Source organism: Sphingomonas sp. STIS6.2, assembly GCF_000732685.2.
In the GTDB taxonomy this organism is placed as follows: domain Bacteria; phylum Pseudomonadota; class Alphaproteobacteria; order Sphingomonadales; family Sphingomonadaceae; genus Sphingomonas; species Sphingomonas aerolata.
Map to the genome: position 1 here is coordinate 1 of NZ_JPDP02000160.1, position 22373 is coordinate 22373.

Genomic DNA, 22373 nt, shown 5'->3' on the forward strand with positions numbered 1-22373 from the left:
CGCCGGTCGCGGGCGAGCCGGCGGTGGGCGCCGATGGCGCAACGCGGCGCGAGTCCGCCCCCGAAGAGATCACCGTCACCGGATCGCGTATCCGGCTTCCGAACGTCGAAGGCACCGTGCCGATCACGGTGATCAACAATCAGTATCTGTCCAATCGCGGCCTGACCAATGCTGCCGATGCGCTGAACGAGACGCCGGGCATTCGCGGCAGCATCACCCCCGCAGGCGCGCAGGGTTCGTTTGGCCAAGGCGTCAATTTCATCAACGGACTTGGCCTGGGTTCGAACCGGACGCTCACGCTGATCAACGGCCGCCGCTCGGTATCGTCCAACGTGACGACGATCTTCAACCAGGGCGGCGCGGGGACGCAGGTCGACGTCAACGTCATTCCGACGCTGTTGCTCGACCGTATCGAACAGATCTCGACGGTCGGGGCGACCACCTATGGTTCAGACGCGATTGCCTCAACGGTCAATTTCATTCTCGACACCCGCCTGAAGGGCGTCCGCTACACCGCATTGAGCGGTATCACGGAAGAAGGGGACGCATTCCGTTACAACCTAGCGCTGGCGGGCGGCTTCGACTTTGACGATGGCCGCGGTAACATCACGCTGGCCTATACGCGCGACTATCAGAAGGGTTTGCTGTACAATTCACGGGGATTTCTGCGCGACAATATCGGATCGGCCGACAATCCCTCGACAGCGCAGTCCGCACAGCTCGGCCGCCCTGCTGGTACGACCGCCGCAAATGACGGCCGGGTGAATACGGGAATCGGTTTCAATGATTCCGGAACTGACGGATTTCCCGGATCGATCCTGGTACGCGACCGGACGTTGCCGTTGCTGACCGGTGGAGGTCTGATCACGTCGGCCTTCGCCAACGCGAACGGGACCGGCTCAGTCGCGGCGGCAGTGCAGAATTATCAGTTCGACCGCAGCGGCAATCTCGTGCCCTTCAACCGGGGTATCCGGTTCGTGAGCGTCCAGCAGGGCAGCGGCGGCGACGGGTTCCGCTTCAACGATTATTCGCAGATCACCAGCGATCTGCGGCGCAACGTGTTCAACGGCTTTGCCGGTTACGACTTTTCCGATGCGTTCAAGGTCTTCATCGAGGCAACCTATTTCCAGTCGCGCGGTGACGAACTGGTTCAGCAGCCAACCTTCAACAGCAGCCTGTTCGGCGGTCTCAGCGGCGCGTTGACGTTCACGACCGCAAGCCCGTTCCTGACGGATCAGGCGCGTGCGCAGCTGACGGCGCTCGGCGTCCAGCGGTTCCAGGTCTCGCGTGCGTCGCTCGATCTGGCCGACCTGACGGGCTTTTCGACCAACAAGCAATATCGTGCCGTCGCGGGCGTCCGCGGCAATTTCAATGTTGGTGGTCGTCGTTTCAACTATGAAGCCAGCAGCAACATCGGTCGGGTCGATATTCGCGATACCCGACAGGACATCAACGCGCAGCGGTTCATCAATGCGGTGAACGTCACGCGGAACGCTGCGGGGCAGATCGTGTGCACGGCAACCCCGTTGGTGCAGGCCGCACCTGGCGGTACGCCAGTCGCAGACGCCGCCTGCGTGCCGCTCAACCTGTTGGGTGAAGGTCTTTCGAGCCCGGAGGCACGGTCGTACATCGTATCCGAGAACATCACGAGGAGCCGGCTCGAACAGATCGTTTACAACGTCAATGTCGGCGGCAGCCCGTTCGACCTGTTCGGCAACGAGACCGGCTTGAACCTGGGCTATGAGCATCGCGAGGAGCGCGGCAGCTTCACCCCCAGCACCTTCGAGCAACTGGGGCAGGGGCGTGCTGTCGCCATTCTTCCGGTCGCGGGACGATACAATGTCGACGAGGTGTTCGGCGAAGTCATCCTTCCGATCGTCACGGCGCAGAACGGGTTGTCGTTCCTGCATTCGCTTCAGCTGAATGCCAGCGGCCGTCACGTCAACAACACCGTCAATGGCGGTTTCACGGCCTATGCAGGCGGCGTGTCGTTCGCGCCGATCCGGGATATCGCGCTGCGCGGCAATTATACGAAGTCGTTCCGCGCGCCTGCCATCACCGAGTTGTTCTCCCCCGTTGCGAACGTGTTCACCACGGTTCCCGACCTGTGTTCGCCTGCCAACATCAATGCCGGTGCCGCGCCCGAAAACCGTGCCCGCAACTGCGCGGCCTTCCTGTCGGCATTCCCGAATGCCACGCCACTGGATGCCGCAGCCGCCACCGTCCCGGGACGCAACGGGGGCAATGTCGGGCTTGCGAATGAAGTGGCGAAGAGCTTCACCTACGGTGTCGTTCTACAGCCGCGTTTCATTCCCAACCTGACGCTGACGGTCGATTATGTGAACATCAAGATCTCGGATCCGATTGCCAGCCTGACGGTCGCGCAGATCGCATCGGCGTGTTTCGACAATTCGACGTTCAACGCCGCCGATCCGGCGAACGGCAATGCGTTCTGCTCACAGATCCGACGCTATGCACAGGGACAAGGCGGCGCATCGGCGAACGGTGGCAACAATGGTGGCCAGGTGGTCAACGACCCCCTAAACCCGGGTGTCGGAAGTGGTTTCGTCAACGGAAACAAGATCAAGTTCGAAGGGATCCAGTCCGAACTCACTTATAATCGTCCGCTGTCGGGTCTGGGCATTCCTGGCTCGGTCGGGATGCGGGGAAATCTTTTCGTCTCGCTCAAGCGCGTCAACGACATCACCGGCGTTGCCCCCGTGCGGACCGACGGAACGCTGGGCGATCCGACGTTTCAGGGCCAGTACAACCTCTCCTATTTTCATGACGACTTCGGCATCTCCACCTCGTTCAACTATACCGGCGAGCAGCTTTTCTCTCGCGTCAGCCGTGGTGCCGATCTTCGCGAAATCGACAAGCTCAAGGATTTCGTGACGGTCAATCCGAGCGTCTACATAAACGCAAGCGATCGTTTCCGGGTTACCTTTGCCGTGACCAACCTGTTCAACAGGGTCGGCGAAAAGTATAACGGGATCATCATCCCGGCCAGCTATAGTGATCTGATCGGTCGCCGGTTCGCGGTGAGCGTTGCCGGTAAGTTCTGACCGAGCGATAATATGAAAAAGGGGGCCGCTCGTCTTACCGAGCGGCCCCCTTTATTCGTTTGAGGCTTATAAGTGCGGCAACGGCAGTCTCACCGTTCGAGGCACATGGCGATTCCCATGCCGCCGCCGATGCAGAGCGTCGCGAGACCCTTGCGGGCGTCACGCTTCTCCATTTCGTAGATCAGCGTCGTCAGCACACGCGCGCCGCTCGCGCCGATGGGGTGGCCGATCGCGATCGCGCCGCCATTGACGTTGACCTTGTCGGCATCCCAGCCGAGCTCCTTGCCGACCGACAAGGCCTGGGCGGCAAATGCCTCGTTCGCCTCGATCAGGTCGAGATCGGCGATCGTCCAGCCGGCCTTCTCCAGCGCGCGGCGCGTGGCGGGGACGGGGCCGATGCCCATGATCGACGGATCGACGCCGGCCGAGGCCCAGCTGCGGATGGTTGCGAGCACCGGACTGCCGCGGCGCTCGGCCTCGTCACGGCGCATCAACACCAGCGCGGCGGCGCCGTCGTTTAGCCCGCTCGCATTCGCCGCGGTGACGGTGCCGTCCTTCTTGAACGCCGGCCGGACGCCCGACACGCTCTCGATCGTCGCGCCCGCGCGGATATATTCGTCATCGCTGACGATCGTGTCGCCCTTGCGGCCCTTGATCGTTACCGCGGCGATCTCGTCCTTGAATCGGCCCGATCCGCGGGCGGCCTCCGCCTTGTTCTGCGAGCCGACCGAGAAGGCGTCCTGTTCGCTGCGCGTCACCTGATATTGCTCGGCGAGATTTTCGGCGGTGATGCCCATGTGATAGCCGTTGAACACGTCGGTCAGACCGTCGCTGACCATCGTGTCGACAAGGCTGAGATTGCCCATCTTCTGCCCGCCGCGGATCGACTGGGCATGCGCGGACAGCGACATGGATTCCTGCCCGCCGGCGACGACGATCGTCGCATCACCGGTCTGGATCGCCTGGCACGCCAGCGCGACTGCGCGCAGCCCGGAGCCGCAGACCTGGTTGACGCCCCAGGCGGGCACTTCCTTGGGAACGCCCGCCGCCATCGACGCCTGACGCGCGGGATTCTGTCCCTGCGCAGCGGTCAGTACCTGGCCGAGGATCACTTCGGAGACATCGGCACCGTCGACACCCGCCTGCGCGAGTGCCGCCTCGATCGCGGTCCGGCCGAGTTCATGCGCGGGGACGGTGGCGAAGGCGCCTAGAAAGCTGCCGACCGGCGTGCGCTTGGCGGCGGTGATGACGATGTCGCTGGGGTGGGTGGCGGTCATGACGGGTCCTCTCGTTTTGCGGATCCAATACGCTAGCCGAGCGAATCTATCCAGTTCGCGAGCGGCTCCCAGAGCTGGGCGCGGGCACGGCTGCCGACGATCATGCCGACATGGCCGGCATCGACGTCGCGCCGGTCCGCCAGCCCGATCGCGGTGGCGGCGGGCACGATCCGGTCGTTGCGCGCGACGAACTCGACCGCGGGGCAGGACAACGCCCGCGGGGCGATCGGGCGACCGGCAATCTGCCACAGACCGCGTCCGGGGAGGTCCCGGGCGATCATGTCCCCGAACAGTCCGGCGGCGGCGGCAGCGGGGAGCGGCGCACCCGCATTCGCCCAGTCCTCCAGCCTGACGAACGCGCGCGCGCCGGGGCTGGTCGGATCGCGGTCGGCAAACCCCTCGTATTTCGCGATCGTCTGCGCGGGCGCGAGCTGCCAGAATCCACTTTGCAGCACTTCCATCGGCAACAGCCCCGTCTGGCGCGCAAACGGCGCACCGGCGCGCCAAAGTCGCGCCATCTCGGCACGCGCGGTCTCGCCATAGCCGGCGAAATGCCAAGGCGCCGCGATCGTCGCCAGCCCCGCGACCCGCGTCAAGGCGGCAGCGGCGACGGCGAGGGTGCCGCCCAGGCAATAGCCCACCAGGATCGGCGGGGTGGCAAACCCTTGCAGCAGGGGCAGGAGGATGCGCGCGACATGCGCGTCGAGGTCGAGGTCCCGATCCTCGGGCCCCGGCGTTCCCCAGTCGAGCAGGTGCGCATGATAGCCCCGCGTGGCCAGCCACTGCATCAGCGACGTGTCCGCGGAAAGATCGAGGATCGCCGCCGGGTTGATCAGCGAGGGTATAACGATGACCGCCGGCTTGCCCGTAGTGCCACCGCCATAGTCGCGCAGGACCGCCCGGCCGGCCGACGCGCGGATCGGGCGGGGCGGCAAAGGCAGGTCCCGGGGCGCGGCCTGATAGCGGTCGAGCCCGGCCAGCGCCCGTGCCCGGCGGTCGGGCGATGCTGCGGTTTCGTTGCGCAACATGGCGAGGAACAGCGGCAACGGCCGTGGACCATGTTGCGGCGCAATGTCAAAGCGCGTAGCGTTTGCCCCGGTCACGTGGAGGGGCTGCATATGAAGAAGCAAAGCACGGTCGACGGGCTTGTCATCATCAAGAAGTACGCCAACAGGCGGCTTTATAATACCGAAACATCATCCTACATCACGCTCGATCATCTCGCGACGATGACTCGCGAGGGCCGTGACTTCAAGGTCGTCGATGCGAAGACCGAAGAGGATATCACGCACAACGTCCTCACCCAGATCATCATGGAGGAGGAAAGCCGTGGCGAGACGATGCTGCCGGTCAATTTCCTGCGCCAGCTGATCTCGATGTACGGCGATTCGATGCAGAAGATGGTGCCCGGCTATCTCGAGGCATCGATGGACAGCTTCCGCCGCAATCAGGAACAGTTCAAGACCGCGGTCGAAGGGGCGTTTGCCCATTCACCCTTCGCCGACATTGCCAAGCGTAATCTGGCGATGTTCGACGTTGCAGCGCAGGCCTTTGCCCCCGGCAATGCTGCGGGTGCAGCATCCCCCGCACCAGCCGCCAGGCCGGCGGCAACGAAGGACGAGGAGATCGCTGCCCTGCGCACCGAACTCGCCAGCCTTCAGGACAAGGTGGAAAAGCTCGGGAGCTGACATGGCACCGTTGCTGTGGACGGTGAGCGGCGGCTTTGCGGCGCTCGCGATCGCATCGGGTCTGGGCGCCCGCCGTCGCCATCGGCGGCGCGATCCCGACGCGGTCGGCTGGGTCGACTGGCCGACCGTCCAGATGCTTTCGCTGATCGGGCTGGCGGTGACGATCGGGCTGGCGTTCAAGACCTAGCTGGCGGGGCGGCGCCGAGCCGCGGCCTCGACGTTCGGCCGTGCGCGGGCTAATATCCGCGCCAACCGTCAGGAGGGCAGGGCATGGACACGCTGGTGAGCACCGAATGGTTGGCGAACGCGCTCGAGACCAGCGTCCCGGGCGCTGGCGATCTGCGGGTCGTCGACGCGACCTATGCCGAGGGTCGCGACGCCGCGGCGGACTATGCGGCGGCGCATATCCCGGGCGCGGTGTTCATGAACCTCGCCGAGCTTCGCGACACCGACAGTGACCTGCCCAACATGCTGCCGTCGCCCGCCAAGTTCGCCAGCCGGATGCAGTCGCTCGGGCTCGGTGACGGCAGCCGCATCGTGCTGTACGACAGCTCGCCCTGGCGCACGGCGGCGCGCGCCTGGTGGATGCTGCGGACCTTTGGTGCGCACAATGTCGCGATCCTCGACGGCGGTCTGGCCAAATGGCAGGCCGAAGGGCGCGAGACGGAGTCGGGCAAGCAGGCGGTGCGGCATCGCCACTTCACCATCTGGGCCGACGACAAGGCTGTTCGCACGAAGGACCAGATGACCGCGAACCTGTCGAGCGGCGCCGAGCAGGTCGTCGATGCACGCTCCGCCGCCCGGTTCACCGGTGCCGAGGCAGATCCGCGACCCGGCACCGCGTCGGGGCATATCCCCGGATCCAAATCGCTGCCCTATGCCACGCTGTTCAACGCGGACGGCACGTGGAAGACCGGCGACGCGCTGCGATCGGCATTCGAGGGCGCGGGCATCGATCTGGCAAGGCCGATCATCACGACCTGTGGATCGGGAATCACCGCGGCGGTGCTGGCGTTCGGCGCGCATCTGCTGGGCAACGAGGCCGCGCTGTACGACGGCAGCTGGTCGGAATGGGGCGGCGATCCGTCGACTCCGAAGGCACTGGGTGCGAAGGCGACAGGAACGCAATGACCGAAACGACAAGGCCGGTCGGCGACGGCACCAAGGTGGTGCTCGCCGGTCGTCGCGCAGAATGGACTCGTGGTGTCGGGGAAGGGGCGATCGTCAGTCCGCCGGTCTGGCGGGCGTCGACGATCCTGTATGATTCCGTTGGCCATCTTCGCGACAGCGCGACCCGCGATACGCATCACCGGCTGTTCTACGGTCGCAAGGGCACGCCGACGCAGTGGAGCCTTGCGGATGCGCTGACCACGCTCGAACCCGGGGCGGAGGGCACGTTCCTCTATGGATCGGGCGTCGCGGCGATCGCGGCGGCTTTGCTCTCGGTACTGTCGCCGGGCGACGAACTACTGCTGGTCGACAGCGCTTATGACCCGACGCGCGGGATGGCGAACGGCCTGCTCAAGCGCTTCGGCATCACGACCCGCTTCTACGACCCGCTGATCGGTGCGGGGATCGCCGACCTGATCGGCGAGAAGACCCGCGCGATCTTCATGGAAAGTCCCGGCTCGCTCAGTTTCGAGGTGCAGGACATCCCCGCCATTGTCGCGGCGGCGCGCGCGCGCGGCGTGACGACCCTGCTCGACAATACCTGGGCCACGCCGCTGTTCTTTCCGGCGATCGGCCACGGAGTCGATCTGACGATCCTGGCGTGCACCAAATATGTCGTCGGCCATTCGGACGCGATGCTCGGGTCGGTGACGGCAGGGCCCGGCCATTTCAAGGCGCTGCGCGAGACGAGCTTCCAGCTGGGGCAGATCGCCAGTCCCGACGATTGCTGGCTCGGCAGCCGGGGGCTGCGGACGATGGCGGTCCGCCTCGCCCAGCACCAGTCGAGCGCGCTGGCGATCGCGCAGTGGCTGGAGGCGCGTCCGGAGGTGGCGAAGGTGCTGCATCCGGCCCTGCCCGGATGCCCGGGGCACGACCTGTTCGTGCGCGATTTCAAGGGATCGAGCGGGCTGTTCTCGTTCGTGCTGGACGGCGGTGACGAGGCGTCGCGGGCCGCGCTGATCGACACGCTCGAGCTGTTCGGAATCGGCTATAGCTGGGGCGGGTTCGAAAGCCTGGCGCTGCCGGTCGATCCGCACCGCTATCGCAGTGTCACCCGCCGCGAGGTTGCCGGGCCGATGATCCGTCTGCAGATCGGGCTCGAGGATCCGGCGGACCTGATCGCCGATCTCGACGCGGGGCTTGCTGCCTTTCGGGCGGTGCGCGGCTAGCGACCTTGCTCGCCGGCCGTGAGCGGGTACAGCGTGGCGATCATGCAGACAGAACCGCCCGACGCTGAAGGCCCGGTCTTTGGTACGGTGTTTCAGGCCAGGCTCGATATGCTGTTCCGCTGGCGCCGTGATGTCCGCCGGTTCCGGCGCGACGCGCTGCCCGCGGGCGCGGTCGACGCGCTGCTCGCGGTCGCCGACGCCGCGCCGTCGGTCGGGCTCAGCCAACCCTGGCGGTTCGTGACGATCGACGACTCCGCGCGACGCGACGCGATCCGCGCGGACTTTGCCGCCTGCAACGCCGCCGCGCTGGCCGGCCAAGACGAGACGCGTGCCGCGCTCTACGCCCGGTTGAAGCTCGCCGGGCTTGAGCAGGCGCCCGTTCACATCGCGGTTTTCGTCGAACCCGATCCGAGCCAGGGTCACGGCTTGGGGCGTCAGACTATGCCGGAAAGCGTCGCCTATTCCGCCGTGATCGCGATCCACACGCTGTGGCTGGCGGCGCGCGCGCAGGGGATCGGGCTCGGCTGGGTCTCGATCCTCGACCCCGCGCGGATCGCGCACATTGCGGGCGTGCCGGAGGGATGGCGGTTCGTCGGCTATCTCTGCCTCGGTTATCCAGAACGCGAGGCGGACATGCCCGAATTGGCGCGCGAGGGCTGGGAAGCGCCGCGTCGCACGCCGATCCTGCGTCGATAGGCCGGCGCGCACCAGAGCGTTGCAACCGAGACGGTGTGGCCGGTGCGCAACATCCATGGCGTCAACACCGCGCTTGGCGCAATAATCGCTTGTGCAGTGCATCAACGACTGTCATTCATTTGTCACCGCAGGAAAGACCGCGCTCGGAGGCCATGCCTCGATAGATGCGGCGTCCGCGGGTGCAGGCGGGGACATCGAATTTCCAGTTTCGAAAGGGAAACGATGCGCTTCTCCACTATCCTCTTCGGCGGCCTCGCGCTGGCTGCCGCACCCCCTGCGTTCGCGCAGGATACGGCGCCACCCAAGGACGTCACGGTCAGCGGATCGGTCGGACTTGTCAGTGACTATCGCTTTCGCGGCGTGTCGCAGTCGGACGAAAATCTCGCGGTCCAGGGCGGCATCACGATCGCGCACAAGAGCGGCGTCTATATCGGCACCTGGGGGTCGAACCTCGCCGGCTGGGGTACTTTCGGCGGCGCCAACATGGAGCTCGACCTGATCGCCGGGTACAAGCTTCCCGTCGGTGGCGGCACGCTCGACGTCGGCGCGACGTGGTACATGTACCCGTCGGGCTTCGACAATACCGACTTCATCGAGCCCTATGCCAAGCTCTCGGGCACCGCCGGCCCGGTCGCGCTGACCGCGGGCGTCGCCTATGCGCCCAAGCAGCAGGCACTGGGCCCCTGGTATTCGAACGGCACCTCGGCCGCCAACGGGGTCTATGACCGCGTCAACGCCAAGGATTCGAACCTGTATTTGTGGGGCGATGTCAGCAGCGGCATTCCTGATACCGGCCTGACCGTGAAGGCGCATGTCGGCTATTCGAACGGCAACAAGGGGCTCGGGCCATTCGCCACCAGCGTGTCGCCGACCGGCGAATATTTCGACTGGCTGGTGGGTGCCGATTACGTGATTCCGGGCACACCGCTGACCTTGGGCGTCGCCTATGTCGATACCGACATCAGCAAGGCGGAGTCGGCGTATCTCCAGCCGAGCTTCAGCCGCGGACAGGACGGCGTCGGTTCGATCGCCAACGGAAAGGTGCTGGCGTCGCTGACCGCCGCGTTCTGACGTAGCGCGGGTGCTGTCGTCGTCCTGGCGCTTGGCTGGGACGGCGGGAGCGCGCGCTTGCGGCATTTTGCACGGTCGCTTCCTGCCTCCCTCTCGTCACCCCAGCGGAAGCTGAGGTATCCTACGGAGCAGGGCGGGCGGGGTGGCCATCGACTGAACACGAAAAAGGGCGGCCCCCCTGCGGGAGCCGCCCTTTTTACGTCTTGCGGCAGCCGCTCAGTTGGCGGTGGCGCGCGCATCCTGGCCGTCGCCTTCGGGGGCGGCGACGATGTCGCGCGTGGTCGAGCCCTTGTCGATCACGGTCGTGCCGGGATCGCCCGCGCTCGACCGGATGCCGGGATCGGCGGCACTGGGGCCAGCTTCGCTCAGCACGCCGGCTTCGGCAGGGCTGCGCGCGGCGGTGCCGCCGAACAGCGCGTCGAGCGTCTGGGCGTTCGCGGCGGTATCCTGCGGCCGTGCGGCACCCGGCTGCGGCGGGACCAGCGCGAAATCGGGGGGAATGACCAGCGGAGCCTGGCGGGCGACGGCGAACTCGTCCGGCCGCGCACGATCGAGGCTCTTGCCGGCGCCACAGCCGGACAGCAACGCGACGCTCGCCAGACCGGCAGCCAGGGGCACAAACTTACGCATGGGAATTCTCCACAGGGGGCTTCTCGCGCACGAGCAGCGCCCGGACAAGCAGGACGAGCACGCCGACAGTAATCGCTGCGTCCGCGACATTGAAGACCAAAAACGGGCGCCACTCGCCGATATGCAGGTCGGCGAAATCGACGACATAACCGAGCCGGATCCGGTCGAGAATATTGCCGACCGCACCGCCGAGCACGAAGCCCAGCGCGATCTGATCCGCCCTGTTCTTCTCGCGCGTCATCCAGATTGCGACCCCGACCGAGATCGCCCCCGTCAGCAGCACCAGCGCCCAGCGCGTCAGATGGCCATCGGCGGGCAGCAACCCGAGCGAGATGCCGATATTGGGCACGAAGCGCAGGTCGAAGAACGACGTGATCGTCTGCGCATCGCCGAGCGAGTCGATCCCGAGCGGGCGCGTCACCGCCCATTTGCTGAGCTGGTCGGCGAGGAACAGCGCGATCGCCGCCCCGAAGCCGGCCTTTGGCAGGTTACGCATGCGCCACCACCTCTTCGCACCGGTCGCAGAGCTCGCCGTCGGTGGTCACCTCGGGAAGGTGACGCCAGCAGCGGCCGCATTTGTGGAAGTCGGTGCGCGTCACGGTGACCGCATCGCCCGGCGTGACCTTGGCGACGATGAACGCCTCGGCCAGCGCGGTGGCGTCGAGCAGCATCGCCGGGACGGTGATCTCGGCCTCGAGGCTGGACCGCACGGTCTTCTCGCGGCGCAACGGCTCGATCGCCTCGGTGACCGCGACGCGCAGCGCGCGGATTTCCTGCCACTTGGCGCCGACGACGTCGTCCGCGTCGAGCGACGGGAGCGACGGCCATTCGAGATAGTGGACCGAACTGTCGTCGCTCGGGAAGCGCGACTGCCAGACTTCCTCCGCGGTGAAGCACAGCACCGGCGCGGCGTAGCGGACCAGCGCGTGGAACAGCACGTCGAGGACGGTGCGGTACGCGCGGCGCTTCACGTCGCCGGGCGCGTCGCAGTAAAGCGAGTCCTTGCGGATATCGAAGAAGAACGCGGACAGGTCCTCGTTCGCGAAGTCCGTCAGCAGCCGCGTGTAGCGGTTGAACTCATAGCCTTCCGCCGCCTGGCGCAGCTCGGTGTCGATCATGCCGAGACGGTGGAGCACATAGCGCTCGAGCTCGGGCATGTCGGACACCGCGACGCGCTCGGACTCGTCGAAGCCTTCGAGCGCGCCGAGCATGTAGCGGAACGTGTTGCGCAGCTTGCGGTAGGAATCCGACGCGGTGGCGAGCACCTCCTTGCCGATCTTCACGTCGTCGAAATAGTCGGTCGAGGCGACCCACATGCGCAGGATGTCCGCGCCGCTCTCGCCGATGATCTTCAAGGGATCGACAACGTTGCCGAGCGACTTCGACATCTTGCGGCCCTGGCCGTCGAGCGCGAAGCCGTGGGTGAGGACCGCGTCATAGGGCGCGCGACCGCGAGTGCCGCAGCTTTCGAGCATGCTCGACTGGAACCAGCCGCGATGCTGGTCCGACCCTTCGAGATACAGGTTGGCGCGGGTGCCTTCGCCATAGCGTGCCTCGACGGTGAAGACGTGCGTGCAGCCCGAATCGAACCAGACGTCGAGGATGTCCTTAACCACCTCATAGTCGGCGAGCGCATAGTCGGGGCCGAGCAGCGCCTGGTGGCCGTCGGCGTACCACGCATCCGCGCCGTTCTGGCGGAAGGCTTCGACGATGCGCGCGTTGACCGCGGGGTCGTTCAGATACTGGCCGGTGGCGCGGTTGACGAACAGCGCGATCGGCACGCCCCAGGCGCGCTGGCGCGAGATGACCCAGTCGGGGCGGCCCTGCACCATAGACGTGATCCGGTTTTCCGAGCGTGCGGGGATCCAGGTGGTCGCGGCGATCGCGTCGAGCGCGATCTCGCGGAGGGTTGCGCCGTTGCTCGATCCAGGCCCTTCGACTTCGCTCAGGGCGAACGGGGGTGCGGCCGCATCCCCAACCCCGTTCGTGCTGAGCGAAGTCGAAGCGCCCTGGGTGCCGACCGACGTCGCCGCATCCATCGGGATGAACCATTGCGGCGTCGCGCGGAAGATCACCTTGGCCTTGGAGCGCCACGAATGCGGGTAGCTGTGCTTGAAGTCGTCGCTCGCCGCGAGCAGAGCGCCGGTCGCGCGCAGGTCCGTGCAGATCGGGCCGTCGGCGGCCACGAACTTCTTGTTGATGACGGACCCTTGCCCGCCGAGCCACGCCCAGTCGGCGCGGTACATGCCTGCGCCGTCGACCGCGAAGACGGGGTCGATGCCGTACTGCTTGCAGAGCTCGAAATCGTCCTCGCCGTGATCCGGCGACATGTGGACGAGCCCGGTGCCCGCGTCGGTGGTGACGAAGTCGCCGGGGAGGAACGGGCGGGGTTTTGCGAAGAAGCCGCCGAGTGCGTGCATCGGGTGGCGTGCGGTGGCGCCTTCGAGTTGCGAGCCCTTGCCTTGCCAGATCGCCCCGGCAAATTCCCACCCCATTCGATCGGCGAACTGCTCTACGAGCGGAAGGGCAATTAAAAGCGTGCGACTTTCGGGAAGTGATCCACCCTGCTCACCGGGCTGGACGAACGGCGCCATGCCCTTCGTTATAAACCGACCGACGACATACTCGATCTCAGGCCCATAGCTCAGCGCCTGGTTCACCGGGATCGTCCACGGCGTCGTCGTCCAGATCACCGCATGCGCGCCGACCAGTTCGGGCGCGTTCGGCGCGTCGACGATCTCGAACGCGACGTCGATCTGCGTCGAGACGATGTCCTCATACTCCACCTCGGCCTCGGCGAGCGCGGTCTTTTCGACCGGCGACCACATCACGGGCTTCGCGCCGCGATACAGCTGGCCGCTCTCGGCGAACTTGAGCAGTTCGCCGACGATCGTCGCCTCGGCATCGTATTTCATCGTCAGGTACGGATCGGCCCAGTCGCCCATCACGCCGAGCCGCTCGAACTCGCCCTTCTGCACGGCGACCCATTTTTCGGCATAGGCGCGGCATTCGGCGCGGAACTGGTCGACGGGGACGTCGTCCTTGTTCAGCTTCTTCGCGCGATACGCTTCCTCGACCTTCCACTCGATCGGCAGGCCGTGACAGTCCCAGCCGGGGACATAGGGCGCGTCCTTGCCCATCAGCGATTGCGAGCGGACGATGATGTCCTTCAGGACCTTGTTCATCGCATGGCCCATGTGGATGTCGCCGTTCGCGTACGGGGGGCCGTCGTGCAGGATGAACCGCTCGCGCCCGAGCCGCTGTTCGCGCAGCCGGTCGTAGATGCCGAGCTTTGCCCAGCGCTCGAGGATCGCCGGCTCCTTGGCGGCGAGACCGGCCTTCATCGGGAAGTCGGTCTTCGGCAGGAAGACGGTGTCGCGATAATCGCGCGCGGCGGGGGCGGTTGCGTCGGTCATAGGTGGGGCGGGCTGTAGCCGAGCCGGGGGCCCGTTGCCATCCCCCCTCCCGCACGCACCAGCAGTGGCGCAGTCAGCCCAGAATGGTGCGCGCGCGGTCGCAGTCGATGTCCATCTGCGCGATCAGCGCGTCGAGGCTGTCGAACTTCGCCTCGGGGCGCAGATAGTCGATCAGCGCGACCTCGATTGTCTGCCCGTACAGGTTCTCGGCGAAATCGAAGAAATGCGGCTCGAGCAGTTCCTTCGGCGGATCGAAGCTCGGGCGGATGCCGAGGTTCGCCGCGCCCTTGAGCACGCGGCCGTCCTCCAACCGCCCGGTCACCGCGTAGATTCCGTAGGCAGGGCGCAGATAGTTGCCCATGTCGAGATTGGCGGTCGGATAGCCGATCGTGCGGCCAAGCTTGTCGCCATGCTGCACCACGCCCTCGATCGCGAACGGACGCGTGAGCAGCCGCGTCGCGGTCGCCATGTCGCCGGCACGCAGCGCCTCGCGGATCCGGGTCGAGGACACCGTCTCGCCATCCAGCGCGACCGCGCCGACGGTTTCCGCGCGGAAGCCGTGGACCGGGCCGCGCGCGGCGAGCGTGTGGACCGTGCCGCTCTTGGCATGGCCGAAGGTGAAGTCCTCGCCCGTCACCACGCCGCCGATCCGCAGATTGCGTTCGAGCCGGTCGGCGACGAACTGCTCGGCGGTCAGCGCGGCGAGATCGCCGTCGAAGTGGAACACCACCATCGCATCGGCGCCAGCGTCTGCGAACAGCCGCTCGCGCTGGTCGAGCGTGGTGAGGCGGAAGGGGGGCGTATCGGGGCGGAAATGGCGGACCGGATGCGGATCGAACGTCGCCACCAGCGCGGGGCGACCCTCCGCCTTGGCCCACGCGATCGCGCGCGCGACCACCGCCTGGTGACCGAGATGAAATCCGTCGAAATTACCCAGCGCCACGATCCCGTCCGCCAGATGCGAAGGGATGGATGCGCCACCGTCAAGCCGTTGCATGCACGGGTCAGTACCCAGACGCCGCGGATGACGATAGTCCTTCCGTGTCGTTGTCTCCCGCGCCTCCTTGTTCTTCCGCGAAGGCGGGAGCCGGGTCCGAGCTCCCGCCTCCGCGGGGGGAACGGTCTTTACCGGCGGGTTAGGGTGACGAAGCTGTAGGGTGGACGCTGCTTTTCGCCCGGATGGTCTTCGCGGGCGATCTCGTGCCAGCCGTCAAACGCGGGGACGATGGCGTCGCCTTCGGGTTCGTCATGGACTTCGGTGAGCTCGATCCGGTCTGCATGGGGGAGCAGCTGCGCATAGATTTGCGCGCCGCCGATTACCGCGACGTCGTCGCCGGCCATCCCGAGCGCCTCGTCGATCGAATGCGCCACTTCCGCGCCGTCGGCGTGCCAGTGACCGCGGGTGAGGACGATGTGGCGGCGGCCGGGAAGGGGGCTCGGGAAGCTCTCGAACGTTTTTCGGCCCATCACCATCGGCTTGCCCATCGTCAGCGCCTTGAAGCGCTTGAGATCGGCAGGGAGGCGCCAGGGGAGCTGGCCGTCGCGGCCGATGACGCCGTTGCTGGCGCGGGCGAGGTAGAAGGTGATCATGCGGGTATCATGGCGGATATGGGGGCGGGGGGCTATGCTTGTATCACCACCCCGGCGAAGGCCGGGGCCCAGTTGGGGGACGTCGGTGGTGAAAGACGGCGCTCCGTTACGACCACCTTTCCACCTGGACCCCGGCCTTCGCCGGGGTGGTATAAAGCGGGTCAATCAGTTCGGGGCGTGTTCCTTGACGTACGCCTCGGGATCCTTCTCGACGACCTTCACGCCGTTCAGGTGGTTCGCCTCGAACGCCGCGAACCGGACGCCCAGCTCGTGCCGCTCTTCCAGCGTCGCATGCTTGCGGAAGTCGGTCAGGCCCTGGCGCTCTTCCTCGGCGAGGTGATCGCTGTTCGCCTTGTTGCATTCGCCGACCGCTTCGAACCACGCGTCCGAGCCGACCGGGTGCTTGTCGACCGCTTCGCCGGTTTCGCGGATGTCGTTGTGATCCTCGATTGCGTCCTCGGTCTCCTCGGCGGCCGAGTCGGCGTCGTTGCCGCCGGTGCCGATCTTCATCAGCCGCGGGTAGAAGAAGCGCTCCTCCGCCTCGGCATGCGCGTCGAGCAGGTTCTTGAGGCGGGTCCACAGTGCCGAAAGCGCCTCGGTGTCCTTGGCGTCGATGCTGTCGATCTGGGCGAACAGCGCGCGCTGCTGCGCGTGTTCGTCGAGGATGAGCTGGGTGATGTCCATGATGGCCTTCCGAATGGGTTCGGACGGTCAACCGCGCGGACGGCACCCGGTTCCTATTGCGATTCGCTCTCTGTTCAGACCGCGACGGGCGCCTTGATGTGCGGCTGCGCGACGTAATCGTGGAGCACGAAATCCTCATACTCATATGCGTCGATCGAGTCGGGCGTGCGCACGATCTCGAGCCGCGGGAGCGGGCCGGGGGTGCGGCCGAGTTGCAGTCGCGCCTGCTCGAGATGATTCGAATAGAGGTGGCAGTCGCCGCCGGTCCAGATGAACTCGCCGACCTCGAGTCCGCATTGCTGCGCGAGCATGTGCGTCAGCAGTGCGTAGCTGGCGATGTTGAACGGCACGCCGAGGAAGATGTCGCCCGAGCGCTGGTAGAGCTGGAGCGAGAGCTTGCCGTTGGCGACATGCGTCTGGAACAGGCAGTGGCAGGGGGCCAGCGCCATGGCGTGCAGATCGCCCGGGTTCCACGCGCAGACGATCTGACGTCGCGAGGCGGGGTTGGTCTTGATCTGGTCGACCAGCTCGGCGATCTGATCGATATGGCGACCGTCGCCGGCCACCCAGTCGCGCCATTGCTTGCCATAGACGGGGCCGAGATCGCCGCTCTCGTCCGCCCATTCGTCCCAGATCGCGACCTTGCGGTCCTGCAGCCAGCGAACATTGGTGTCGCCGCGCAGGAACCACAGGAGTTCGACGATGATCGAGCGCAGGTGAAGCTTCTTTGTCGTCAGCACGGGAAAGCCCTGCGCCAGATCGAAGCGCATCTGCGCACCGAAGACGCTGAGCGTGCCCGTGCCGGTGCGGTCCATCGTCTCGACTCCGGTCGAGAGCACGCGGTCCATGAGGTCTAGATATTGGCGCATCGCGACGGCCTAGCGGTGCGGGACGGATCGCTCAAGCGGATGCAGTTGTGGATGCGACAGGGGCGGCGATGCGACAGTCGAGGTGGTGCCCGCCTCGCCCGCCTCCGCTCCGATCATTGCCGACCTTGCAGCGGCGTGCGCGCTGTTCGCAAGGCTTGGGCATGCAGCGACCGAGGCGGTGGCGGTCGCCTATCTTGATCCGAATCGGAGGCTTTTGGGCATGCGGCATGTGGCGGGCGGGCGCGATCAGGTGCGGATCGCGGTACGCAGTATCGCTGCCGATGCGCTGGCGTTCGCGGCGCAGGGGGTGGTGATCGCGCACAATCATCCGAGCGGGGACGTGACCCCGAGTACCCGCGACGTGGCGTTTACCCGTGCGCTGGCGGCCGGGTTGCGGACCGTGGAGGTCGTGCTGCTCGATCACGTGGTGATCGCTGGCGACCGGGTGGCGAGCCTGCGCGCGATGGGGGTGGTCTGACGGTCCGGAGCAACACTTGCTCCACCCGGTGGCGCTATTTCGTCCGGCAGGCGCGGATCGCCTCGGGCGCGGGGCGCGGGCCGGTCGCACGGAACATGGCCATATAGCCGCCCGCCGACGGCATATCGTCCCTGTCGACCTGCGTATAGCCGACCGCCGCGAACTCGCATTTGAGCAGTGCGGGCGGCGTGCCGTGGTTGCGCGTCTCGCGATCGGCGTCGACGACGACGACCAGTCCGTCGGGTTTCAGCGAAGGACGAAGCCGCCACAGGAATTCATAGGGCTGCTCGATCTCGTGATACATGTGCACCATCAGCACGCGGTCGAAACTCGCCGGGGGCAGCTTCGGATCATTGGCTTCACCGAGTCGCACGCTGACATTGGTAAGATCCTCGCGCGCGACGCGCTCCGCCAGCTGGTCGCGCACGCTCGCGACGATGTCCTCTGCGAGAACGCGACCGTCCTTGCCGACCCGCGCGGCGGCGCGGATCGTGTAATAGCCCTCGCCTGCGCCGATATCGGCGACGGTCATGCCCTTGCGGATATCCGCCTTGGTCATGACCTCGCCCGCCTCGTTCAGCCGGTCGCGCGCCTCCTCGTTCGACCAGCGCGCGGAGACGATCGACGCGACCGGCCGGTCGGCGGCGGGGAAGGGGCCCGCATCCTTGGGTTCACGCTGGATCAGCGGTTTGCTGCCATCGCATGCCGCTAGCAGCCAGATCGGGGACAGCAGCAGGGCCAGGACGAGCGTCATCTTCAATCGACGTCCTCCACCTCGACCGCCTCGCCGGTCACACGCTGCGACAGCGCCGCGGCCATGAACGCCTCGAGATCGCCGTCGAGCACGTCCGACGGACTGGTCGAGACCACGCCGGTCCGCAGGTCCTTCACCATCTGGTACGGCTGCAGCACATAGGACCGGATCTGGTGGCCCCAGCCGATATCGGTCTTCGACGCATTCTCGGCATTGGCTGCCTGCTCGCGGATCGCGAGCTCGCGTTCATAGAGCCGCGCGCGGAGCTGATTATAGGCCTCGGCCTTGTTCTTATGCTGCGATCGCTGGTTCTGACACTGGACGACGATGCCGGTCGGGACGTGCGTGATGCGCACCGCCGAGTCGGTCGTGTTGATGTGCTGGCCGCCTGCGCCCGATGCGCGATACGTATCGATGCGCAGGTCGCTCTCGTTATACTCGACCTCGATATTGTCATCGACGACCGGATAGACCCAGACGCTGGCGAACGACGTATGCCGGCGTGCTGCCGAATCGTAGGGGCTGATGCGCACCAGCCGGTGCACGCCGCTCTCGGTCTTGGCATAGCCATAGGCGTTCTCGCCCTTCAGCAGCAGCGTCGCGGACTTGATCCCCGCCTGCTCGCCCGAATGCTGGTCGACCAGTTCGACCTTCAGCCCGTGGCGTTCGCCCCAGCGCGAATACATGCGGCTGAGCATGCCCGCCCAATCCTGGCTCTCGGTCCCGCCGGCACCGGCATTGACCTCGATATAGGTGTCGTTGGCATCGGCCTCGCCCGCGAGCAGCGCCTTGATCTTGTCCTTGTCCGCGCGGGCGGCGAGTTCGGCGAGCGCGGCGACGCCGTCCGCTTCCATCGCGGTGTCGCCCTCGGCCTCGGCCATTTCGATCAGCTCGGACGTGTCGCTGAGCTCGCTCTCGATCGCGCGCGTCGCGCTGATCGCCTCGTCGAGACGACGACGCTCGCGCATCACCTCCTGCGCAGCCTTGGGATCCGACCAGAGCGCCTGATCCTCGACGCGCGCGTTCAGCTCGTCGAGACGACGCAGTGCGCGGTCCCAGTCGAGAAAACGGCGCAACAACGCCAGCGCGTCCTTGATGGTGTCAACGTGAGCCTGCGCTTCGGCGCGCATGGGTATTCTCCAGTGTTGGGGTCGGCATGAACAGCCAGCCCCGGAATATGGGGACGGCTAGTAGATTCCGCCCTGTCTTTGCAAGAAATCGCTGTCGCGCGGAGCCTCTGCCTTGGGGGCGGCGGTCGGCGCGGTCGTGGTGGTGGTGGCGGGGCCGGCACGGCGCGCGGCACGCCGCGGTTCGCTTTCGGGCTTGAACGCTTCCCAAATGACGCCCGGCTTGGGATCATCGGTGTTCGGCCATGTCCCATAGACCGGGCGGCCGCTCCCCCGGTCGATCCGGACCATCCGGATGCCCGCGGGTGCGCGGAATGGCAGCTTGGGCAGATCGGCATAGGCCTTGACCGCGAACTGCTTGAAGATCGGCGCGGCCAGCGTGCCGCCCTGCGCTGCGCTGCCAAGGTTCCGCGGCGTATCGAAGCCGATATACAGGCCGCCGACATATTGCGGGGTTCCGCCGATGAACCAGACGTCGGTCGGGCCATTGTTCGTGCCCGTCTTGCCGAACATCGGCCGATCGAGATCGCGCAGCGTCACCGCGGTGCCGCGCTGGACGACCCCTTCGGTGATGTGGACCATCTGATAGGCGGTCATCGCGTCGAGCACCTGGCGCTGGCGCGCGACCGGACGCGGCATCGGCTTGCCGTCCCAGTCGGGGGCGTTGCACCGGTCGCAGGCGCGCCAGTTCTCGGGCCAGATCACCTTGCCGTGCCGATCCTGGACGAAGTCGATCAGCGACGGCGGCCCGCCCTTGCCGTTGTTCGCGAGGATCGAATAGGCGTTGACCATCCGCCCCACGGTCGTCTCGCCGGCACCCAGCGCGAAGGAAAGATAGGGCGCGTAATCGCCTACCCCCATCTTCTTGATGGTGGCAACGACCTTGGGCATGCCGGTCTGCGCGGCGGCGCGGACCGTCATCAGGTTGCGCGACTGTTCGATGCCCCAGCGCATCGTGTGCGGCCCGGCGCCGCGCGAATTGCCGAAGTTGCGGAAGCATTTCTGCCCCAGCCGCGCGCCCTGATAAACACAGAACGGCCCGTCGACGATGATCGAGGCGGGCGTCATGCCGTTGTCGAGCGCGGCGGAATAGACGATCGGCTTGATCGTCGATCCGGGCTGGCGCATCGCCTGGGTCGCGCGGTTGAACGCCTGCAACCGGTCGTCGAAGCCGCCCTGCATCGCAAGCACGCGGCCGCTGGCAGGCTCCTCGACGACGAACGCACCTGAAACCTTCGGGATCGCCCGGAGCGCGAACTCGCCGCCTTCGGGCGCGACCGCGATGATGTCGCCGGTCTTGATCGCCCCGAACGCATTGCCGCCCTTGCCGCGCACCGCCATCTGCGCGGCATAGCGCGGCAGCGTGCCGGTCTTTCCGGTGCGGAAGCCCAGGTTCCAGCTATTGCCGTCCTTGCCGGTCACGATCGCCGCGACCCAGTTGCGGTAATCGAGCGCGATATTGCTGTTGAGCAACGGCTGGAGCCAGTTGTCGTCCTCGATCTCGACATGGCGGATCGGCCCGTTCCAGCCGCGCCCGCTGTCGAAGCGGACCAGGCCATCACGCAAGGCTTGCTGCGCCAGATCCTGCAACCGCGTGTCGAACGAGGTCCGCACCCAGAGGCCGCCCGAGTAGACGCTGTAGGGACCGTCCTTCGCGCTTTCGCCAAACTTGGCCATAAGCTGGCGACGGACTTCCTCGACGAAATAGCCGCCGACGCTTTCAAACCGGGGCGTGCGTCGCAGCACGACGCCGAGCGGTTCGGCGTTCGCCGCGTCGAACTGCGTGCGATTGATGAAGCCGTTCTCGAGCATCCGGTCGAGCACATAGTTGCGCCGCGTCATCGCGCGGTCGTGAAAGCGCACCGGATCGTAATTTGACGGACCCTTGGGCAGGATCGCGAGATAGGCGATCTGTGCGAGATCGAGCTGGTCGAGGTCCTTGTCGAAATAGGCGTGGCTGGCGGCTTCGACGCCGAACGCGTTCCGGCCAAGCGCGATCTGGTTCAGATAGAGTTCGAGAATCTGAGGCTTGGTCAGCGTATCCTCGATCTTATACGCCAGCACCGCTTCGCGCAGCTTGCGCGTCGGCGAATATTCGTTGCCGATCAGAAGGTTCTTGGCGACCTGCTGCGTGATCGTCGATCCGCCGCGGGCGCGTCGGCCGCTGCCGATCTTCGAGACATAGTCAAAGACCGCGCCGGCAAGCCCCGGAAAGTCGACGCCGTGATGCTCGAAGAACGACTTGTCCTCCGCCGCCAGGAACGCATTGATCAGCATCGGCGGATATTCGGCGAAGCTGAGCTCGACGCGACGTTCGCGCGCATAGCTGTGGATCGGGGCCCCATCGATCCCGCGCACATTGGTCGGCAAGGGCGGTTCGTAGGTGCGCAGCGTATCGACCGAAGGAAGGTCGCGGACGACGATCAGCCAGAAGCCGAACAGCGCGATCAGCCCGAGGCCGAACAACGCGAGCGCCGCCTTGGTCCAGCGGCTCGCCCAGACGCGCGCGACACTGCCGCGCAGCCTGTCGGTGGTCCGGCGGGTCGCCGTCAAAGAGTTTGGGGAAGGATCGGACGCCATATTCGTGCCCCGCGTCTAGCAGGTTCGCGCGTCCTTGCCAGCCGCGTTCGGCGGGGTGGGGGATGGGCACGACGGTCGCGGTGGTGCGCGGACCTCTGAAAAGCGGTTG

At 66.2% G+C, this 22373-nt stretch carries 20 protein-coding genes; 8 read left to right on the forward strand and 12 right to left on the reverse strand.

All coding sequences use genetic code 11. From position 1 onward, the window contains the following. Window positions 1-3065 (forward strand): TonB-dependent receptor domain-containing protein (locus tag sphst_RS18100; RefSeq protein WP_107045954.1); only part of this gene is annotated, 3065 nt, incomplete at its 5' end. Between the two features lie 89 nt (window positions 3066-3154). Here the strand turns inward: sphst_RS18100 and sphst_RS18105 are convergent. Both sphst_RS18105 and sphst_RS18110 read right to left on the reverse strand, forming a co-directional pair. Then, window positions 3155-4342 carry an acetyl-CoA C-acetyltransferase gene (locus tag sphst_RS18105; RefSeq protein WP_107045955.1) on the reverse strand — a complete coding sequence of 396 codons (1188 nt, stop codon included), beginning with the start codon at window positions 4340-4342 and terminating at the stop codon, window positions 3155-3157. A 32-nt stretch (window positions 4343-4374) separates the two neighbouring features. Continuing rightward, complete coding sequence (locus sphst_RS18110; RefSeq protein WP_107046017.1) at window positions 4375-5370, reverse strand: alpha/beta fold hydrolase; 996 nt, start codon at window positions 5368-5370, stop codon at window positions 4375-4377. Between the two features lie 90 nt (window positions 5371-5460). On the opposite strand from sphst_RS18110, the gene phaR reads away from it, so the two are divergent. From phaR to sphst_RS18140, 6 genes are all read left to right on the forward strand, one after another. Next, window positions 5461-6030 (forward strand): polyhydroxyalkanoate synthesis repressor PhaR, encoded by a 570-nt coding sequence (phaR, locus tag sphst_RS18115; protein ID WP_031394934.1) that lies wholly within the window; start codon window positions 5461-5463, stop codon window positions 6028-6030. 1 nt (window position 6031) lies between these two features. After that, window positions 6032-6217 carry a hypothetical protein gene (locus tag sphst_RS18120; RefSeq protein ID WP_031439999.1) on the forward strand — a complete coding sequence of 62 codons (186 nt, stop codon included), beginning with the start codon at window positions 6032-6034 and terminating at the stop codon, window positions 6215-6217. Window positions 6218-6300: 83 nt separating this feature from the next. After that, the gene (locus sphst_RS18125) at window positions 6301-7161 is read left to right on the forward strand and encodes a sulfurtransferase (protein ID WP_031396425.1); all 861 of its coding nucleotides are present in this window, start codon (window positions 6301-6303) and stop codon (window positions 7159-7161) included. Then, window positions 7158-8369: a cystathionine beta-lyase gene (gene metC / locus sphst_RS18130; protein ID WP_107045956.1), complete on the forward strand. Its 1212-nt coding sequence runs from the start codon at window positions 7158-7160 to the stop codon at window positions 8367-8369. The genes sphst_RS18125 and metC overlap by 4 nt, the downstream gene beginning before the upstream one ends. Window positions 8370-8411: 42 nt before the next feature. Further along, the gene (bluB, locus tag sphst_RS18135; RefSeq protein ID WP_107045957.1) at window positions 8412-9065 is read left to right on the forward strand and encodes a 5,6-dimethylbenzimidazole synthase; all 654 of its coding nucleotides are present in this window, start codon (window positions 8412-8414) and stop codon (window positions 9063-9065) included. Between the two features lie 222 nt (window positions 9066-9287). Then, window positions 9288-10136: a TorF family putative porin gene (locus sphst_RS18140; protein ID WP_031395899.1), complete on the forward strand. Its 849-nt coding sequence runs from the start codon at window positions 9288-9290 to the stop codon at window positions 10134-10136. Between the two features lie 216 nt (window positions 10137-10352). Here the strand turns inward: sphst_RS18140 and sphst_RS18145 are convergent, their stop codons facing one another. The 7 genes from sphst_RS18145 to sphst_RS18175 form a co-directional block, all read right to left on the reverse strand. Beyond that, on the reverse strand, window positions 10353-10766 hold the full coding sequence (locus sphst_RS18145) for a DUF3035 domain-containing protein (RefSeq protein ID WP_031440002.1): 414 nt from the start codon (window positions 10764-10766) through the stop codon (window positions 10353-10355). Then, window positions 10759-11262, reverse strand: coding sequence for a signal peptidase II (lspA, locus tag sphst_RS18150; protein WP_031395901.1), 504 nt, complete (start codon window positions 11260-11262; stop codon window positions 10759-10761). The genes sphst_RS18145 and lspA overlap by 8 nt, the downstream gene beginning before the upstream one ends. Beyond that, window positions 11255-14182 (reverse strand): isoleucine--tRNA ligase, encoded by a 2928-nt coding sequence (gene ileS, locus sphst_RS18155; RefSeq protein WP_107045958.1) that lies wholly within the window; start codon window positions 14180-14182, stop codon window positions 11255-11257. The genes lspA and ileS overlap by 8 nt, the downstream gene beginning before the upstream one ends. 73 nt (window positions 14183-14255) lie before the next feature. Continuing rightward, complete coding sequence (locus sphst_RS18160) at window positions 14256-15179, reverse strand: bifunctional riboflavin kinase/FAD synthetase (RefSeq protein WP_031395904.1); 924 nt, start codon at window positions 15177-15179, stop codon at window positions 14256-14258. A gap of 128 nt (window positions 15180-15307) precedes the next feature. Beyond that, window positions 15308-15772, reverse strand: coding sequence for a dihydrofolate reductase (locus tag sphst_RS18165; RefSeq protein ID WP_031395905.1), 465 nt, complete (start codon window positions 15770-15772; stop codon window positions 15308-15310). Window positions 15773-15937: 165 nt separating this feature from the next. Beyond that, window positions 15938-16456 carry a hemerythrin domain-containing protein gene (locus tag sphst_RS18170; protein WP_031395906.1) on the reverse strand — a complete coding sequence of 173 codons (519 nt, stop codon included), beginning with the start codon at window positions 16454-16456 and terminating at the stop codon, window positions 15938-15940. A gap of 74 nt (window positions 16457-16530) precedes the next feature. Beyond that, window positions 16531-17325 carry a thymidylate synthase gene (locus sphst_RS18175; RefSeq protein ID WP_056405265.1) on the reverse strand — a complete coding sequence of 265 codons (795 nt, stop codon included), beginning with the start codon at window positions 17323-17325 and terminating at the stop codon, window positions 16531-16533. A gap of 85 nt (window positions 17326-17410) precedes the next feature. On the opposite strand from sphst_RS18175, the gene sphst_RS18180 reads away from it, so the two are divergent. Then, complete coding sequence (locus tag sphst_RS18180; protein ID WP_192099318.1) at window positions 17411-17803, forward strand: JAB domain-containing protein; 393 nt, start codon at window positions 17411-17413, stop codon at window positions 17801-17803. Window positions 17804-17837: 34 nt separating this feature from the next. Here the strand turns inward: sphst_RS18180 and sphst_RS18185 are convergent, their stop codons facing one another. Genes sphst_RS18185 through sphst_RS18195 form a run of 3 tightly spaced genes read right to left on the reverse strand, consistent with a single transcriptional unit; the run spans window position 17838 to window position 22264 of the window. Beyond that, complete coding sequence (locus sphst_RS18185) at window positions 17838-18557, reverse strand: class I SAM-dependent methyltransferase (RefSeq protein ID WP_031394839.1); 720 nt, start codon at window positions 18555-18557, stop codon at window positions 17838-17840. A 2-nt stretch (window positions 18558-18559) separates the two neighbouring features. Then, window positions 18560-19687, reverse strand: coding sequence for a peptide chain release factor 2 (gene prfB / locus sphst_RS18190; protein WP_031394840.1), 1128 nt, complete (start codon window positions 19685-19687; stop codon window positions 18560-18562). 57 nt (window positions 19688-19744) lie between these two features. After that, window positions 19745-22264, reverse strand: coding sequence for a transglycosylase domain-containing protein (locus sphst_RS18195; protein ID WP_031394841.1), 2520 nt, complete (start codon window positions 22262-22264; stop codon window positions 19745-19747). Window positions 22265-22373: the final 109 nt, after the last annotated feature.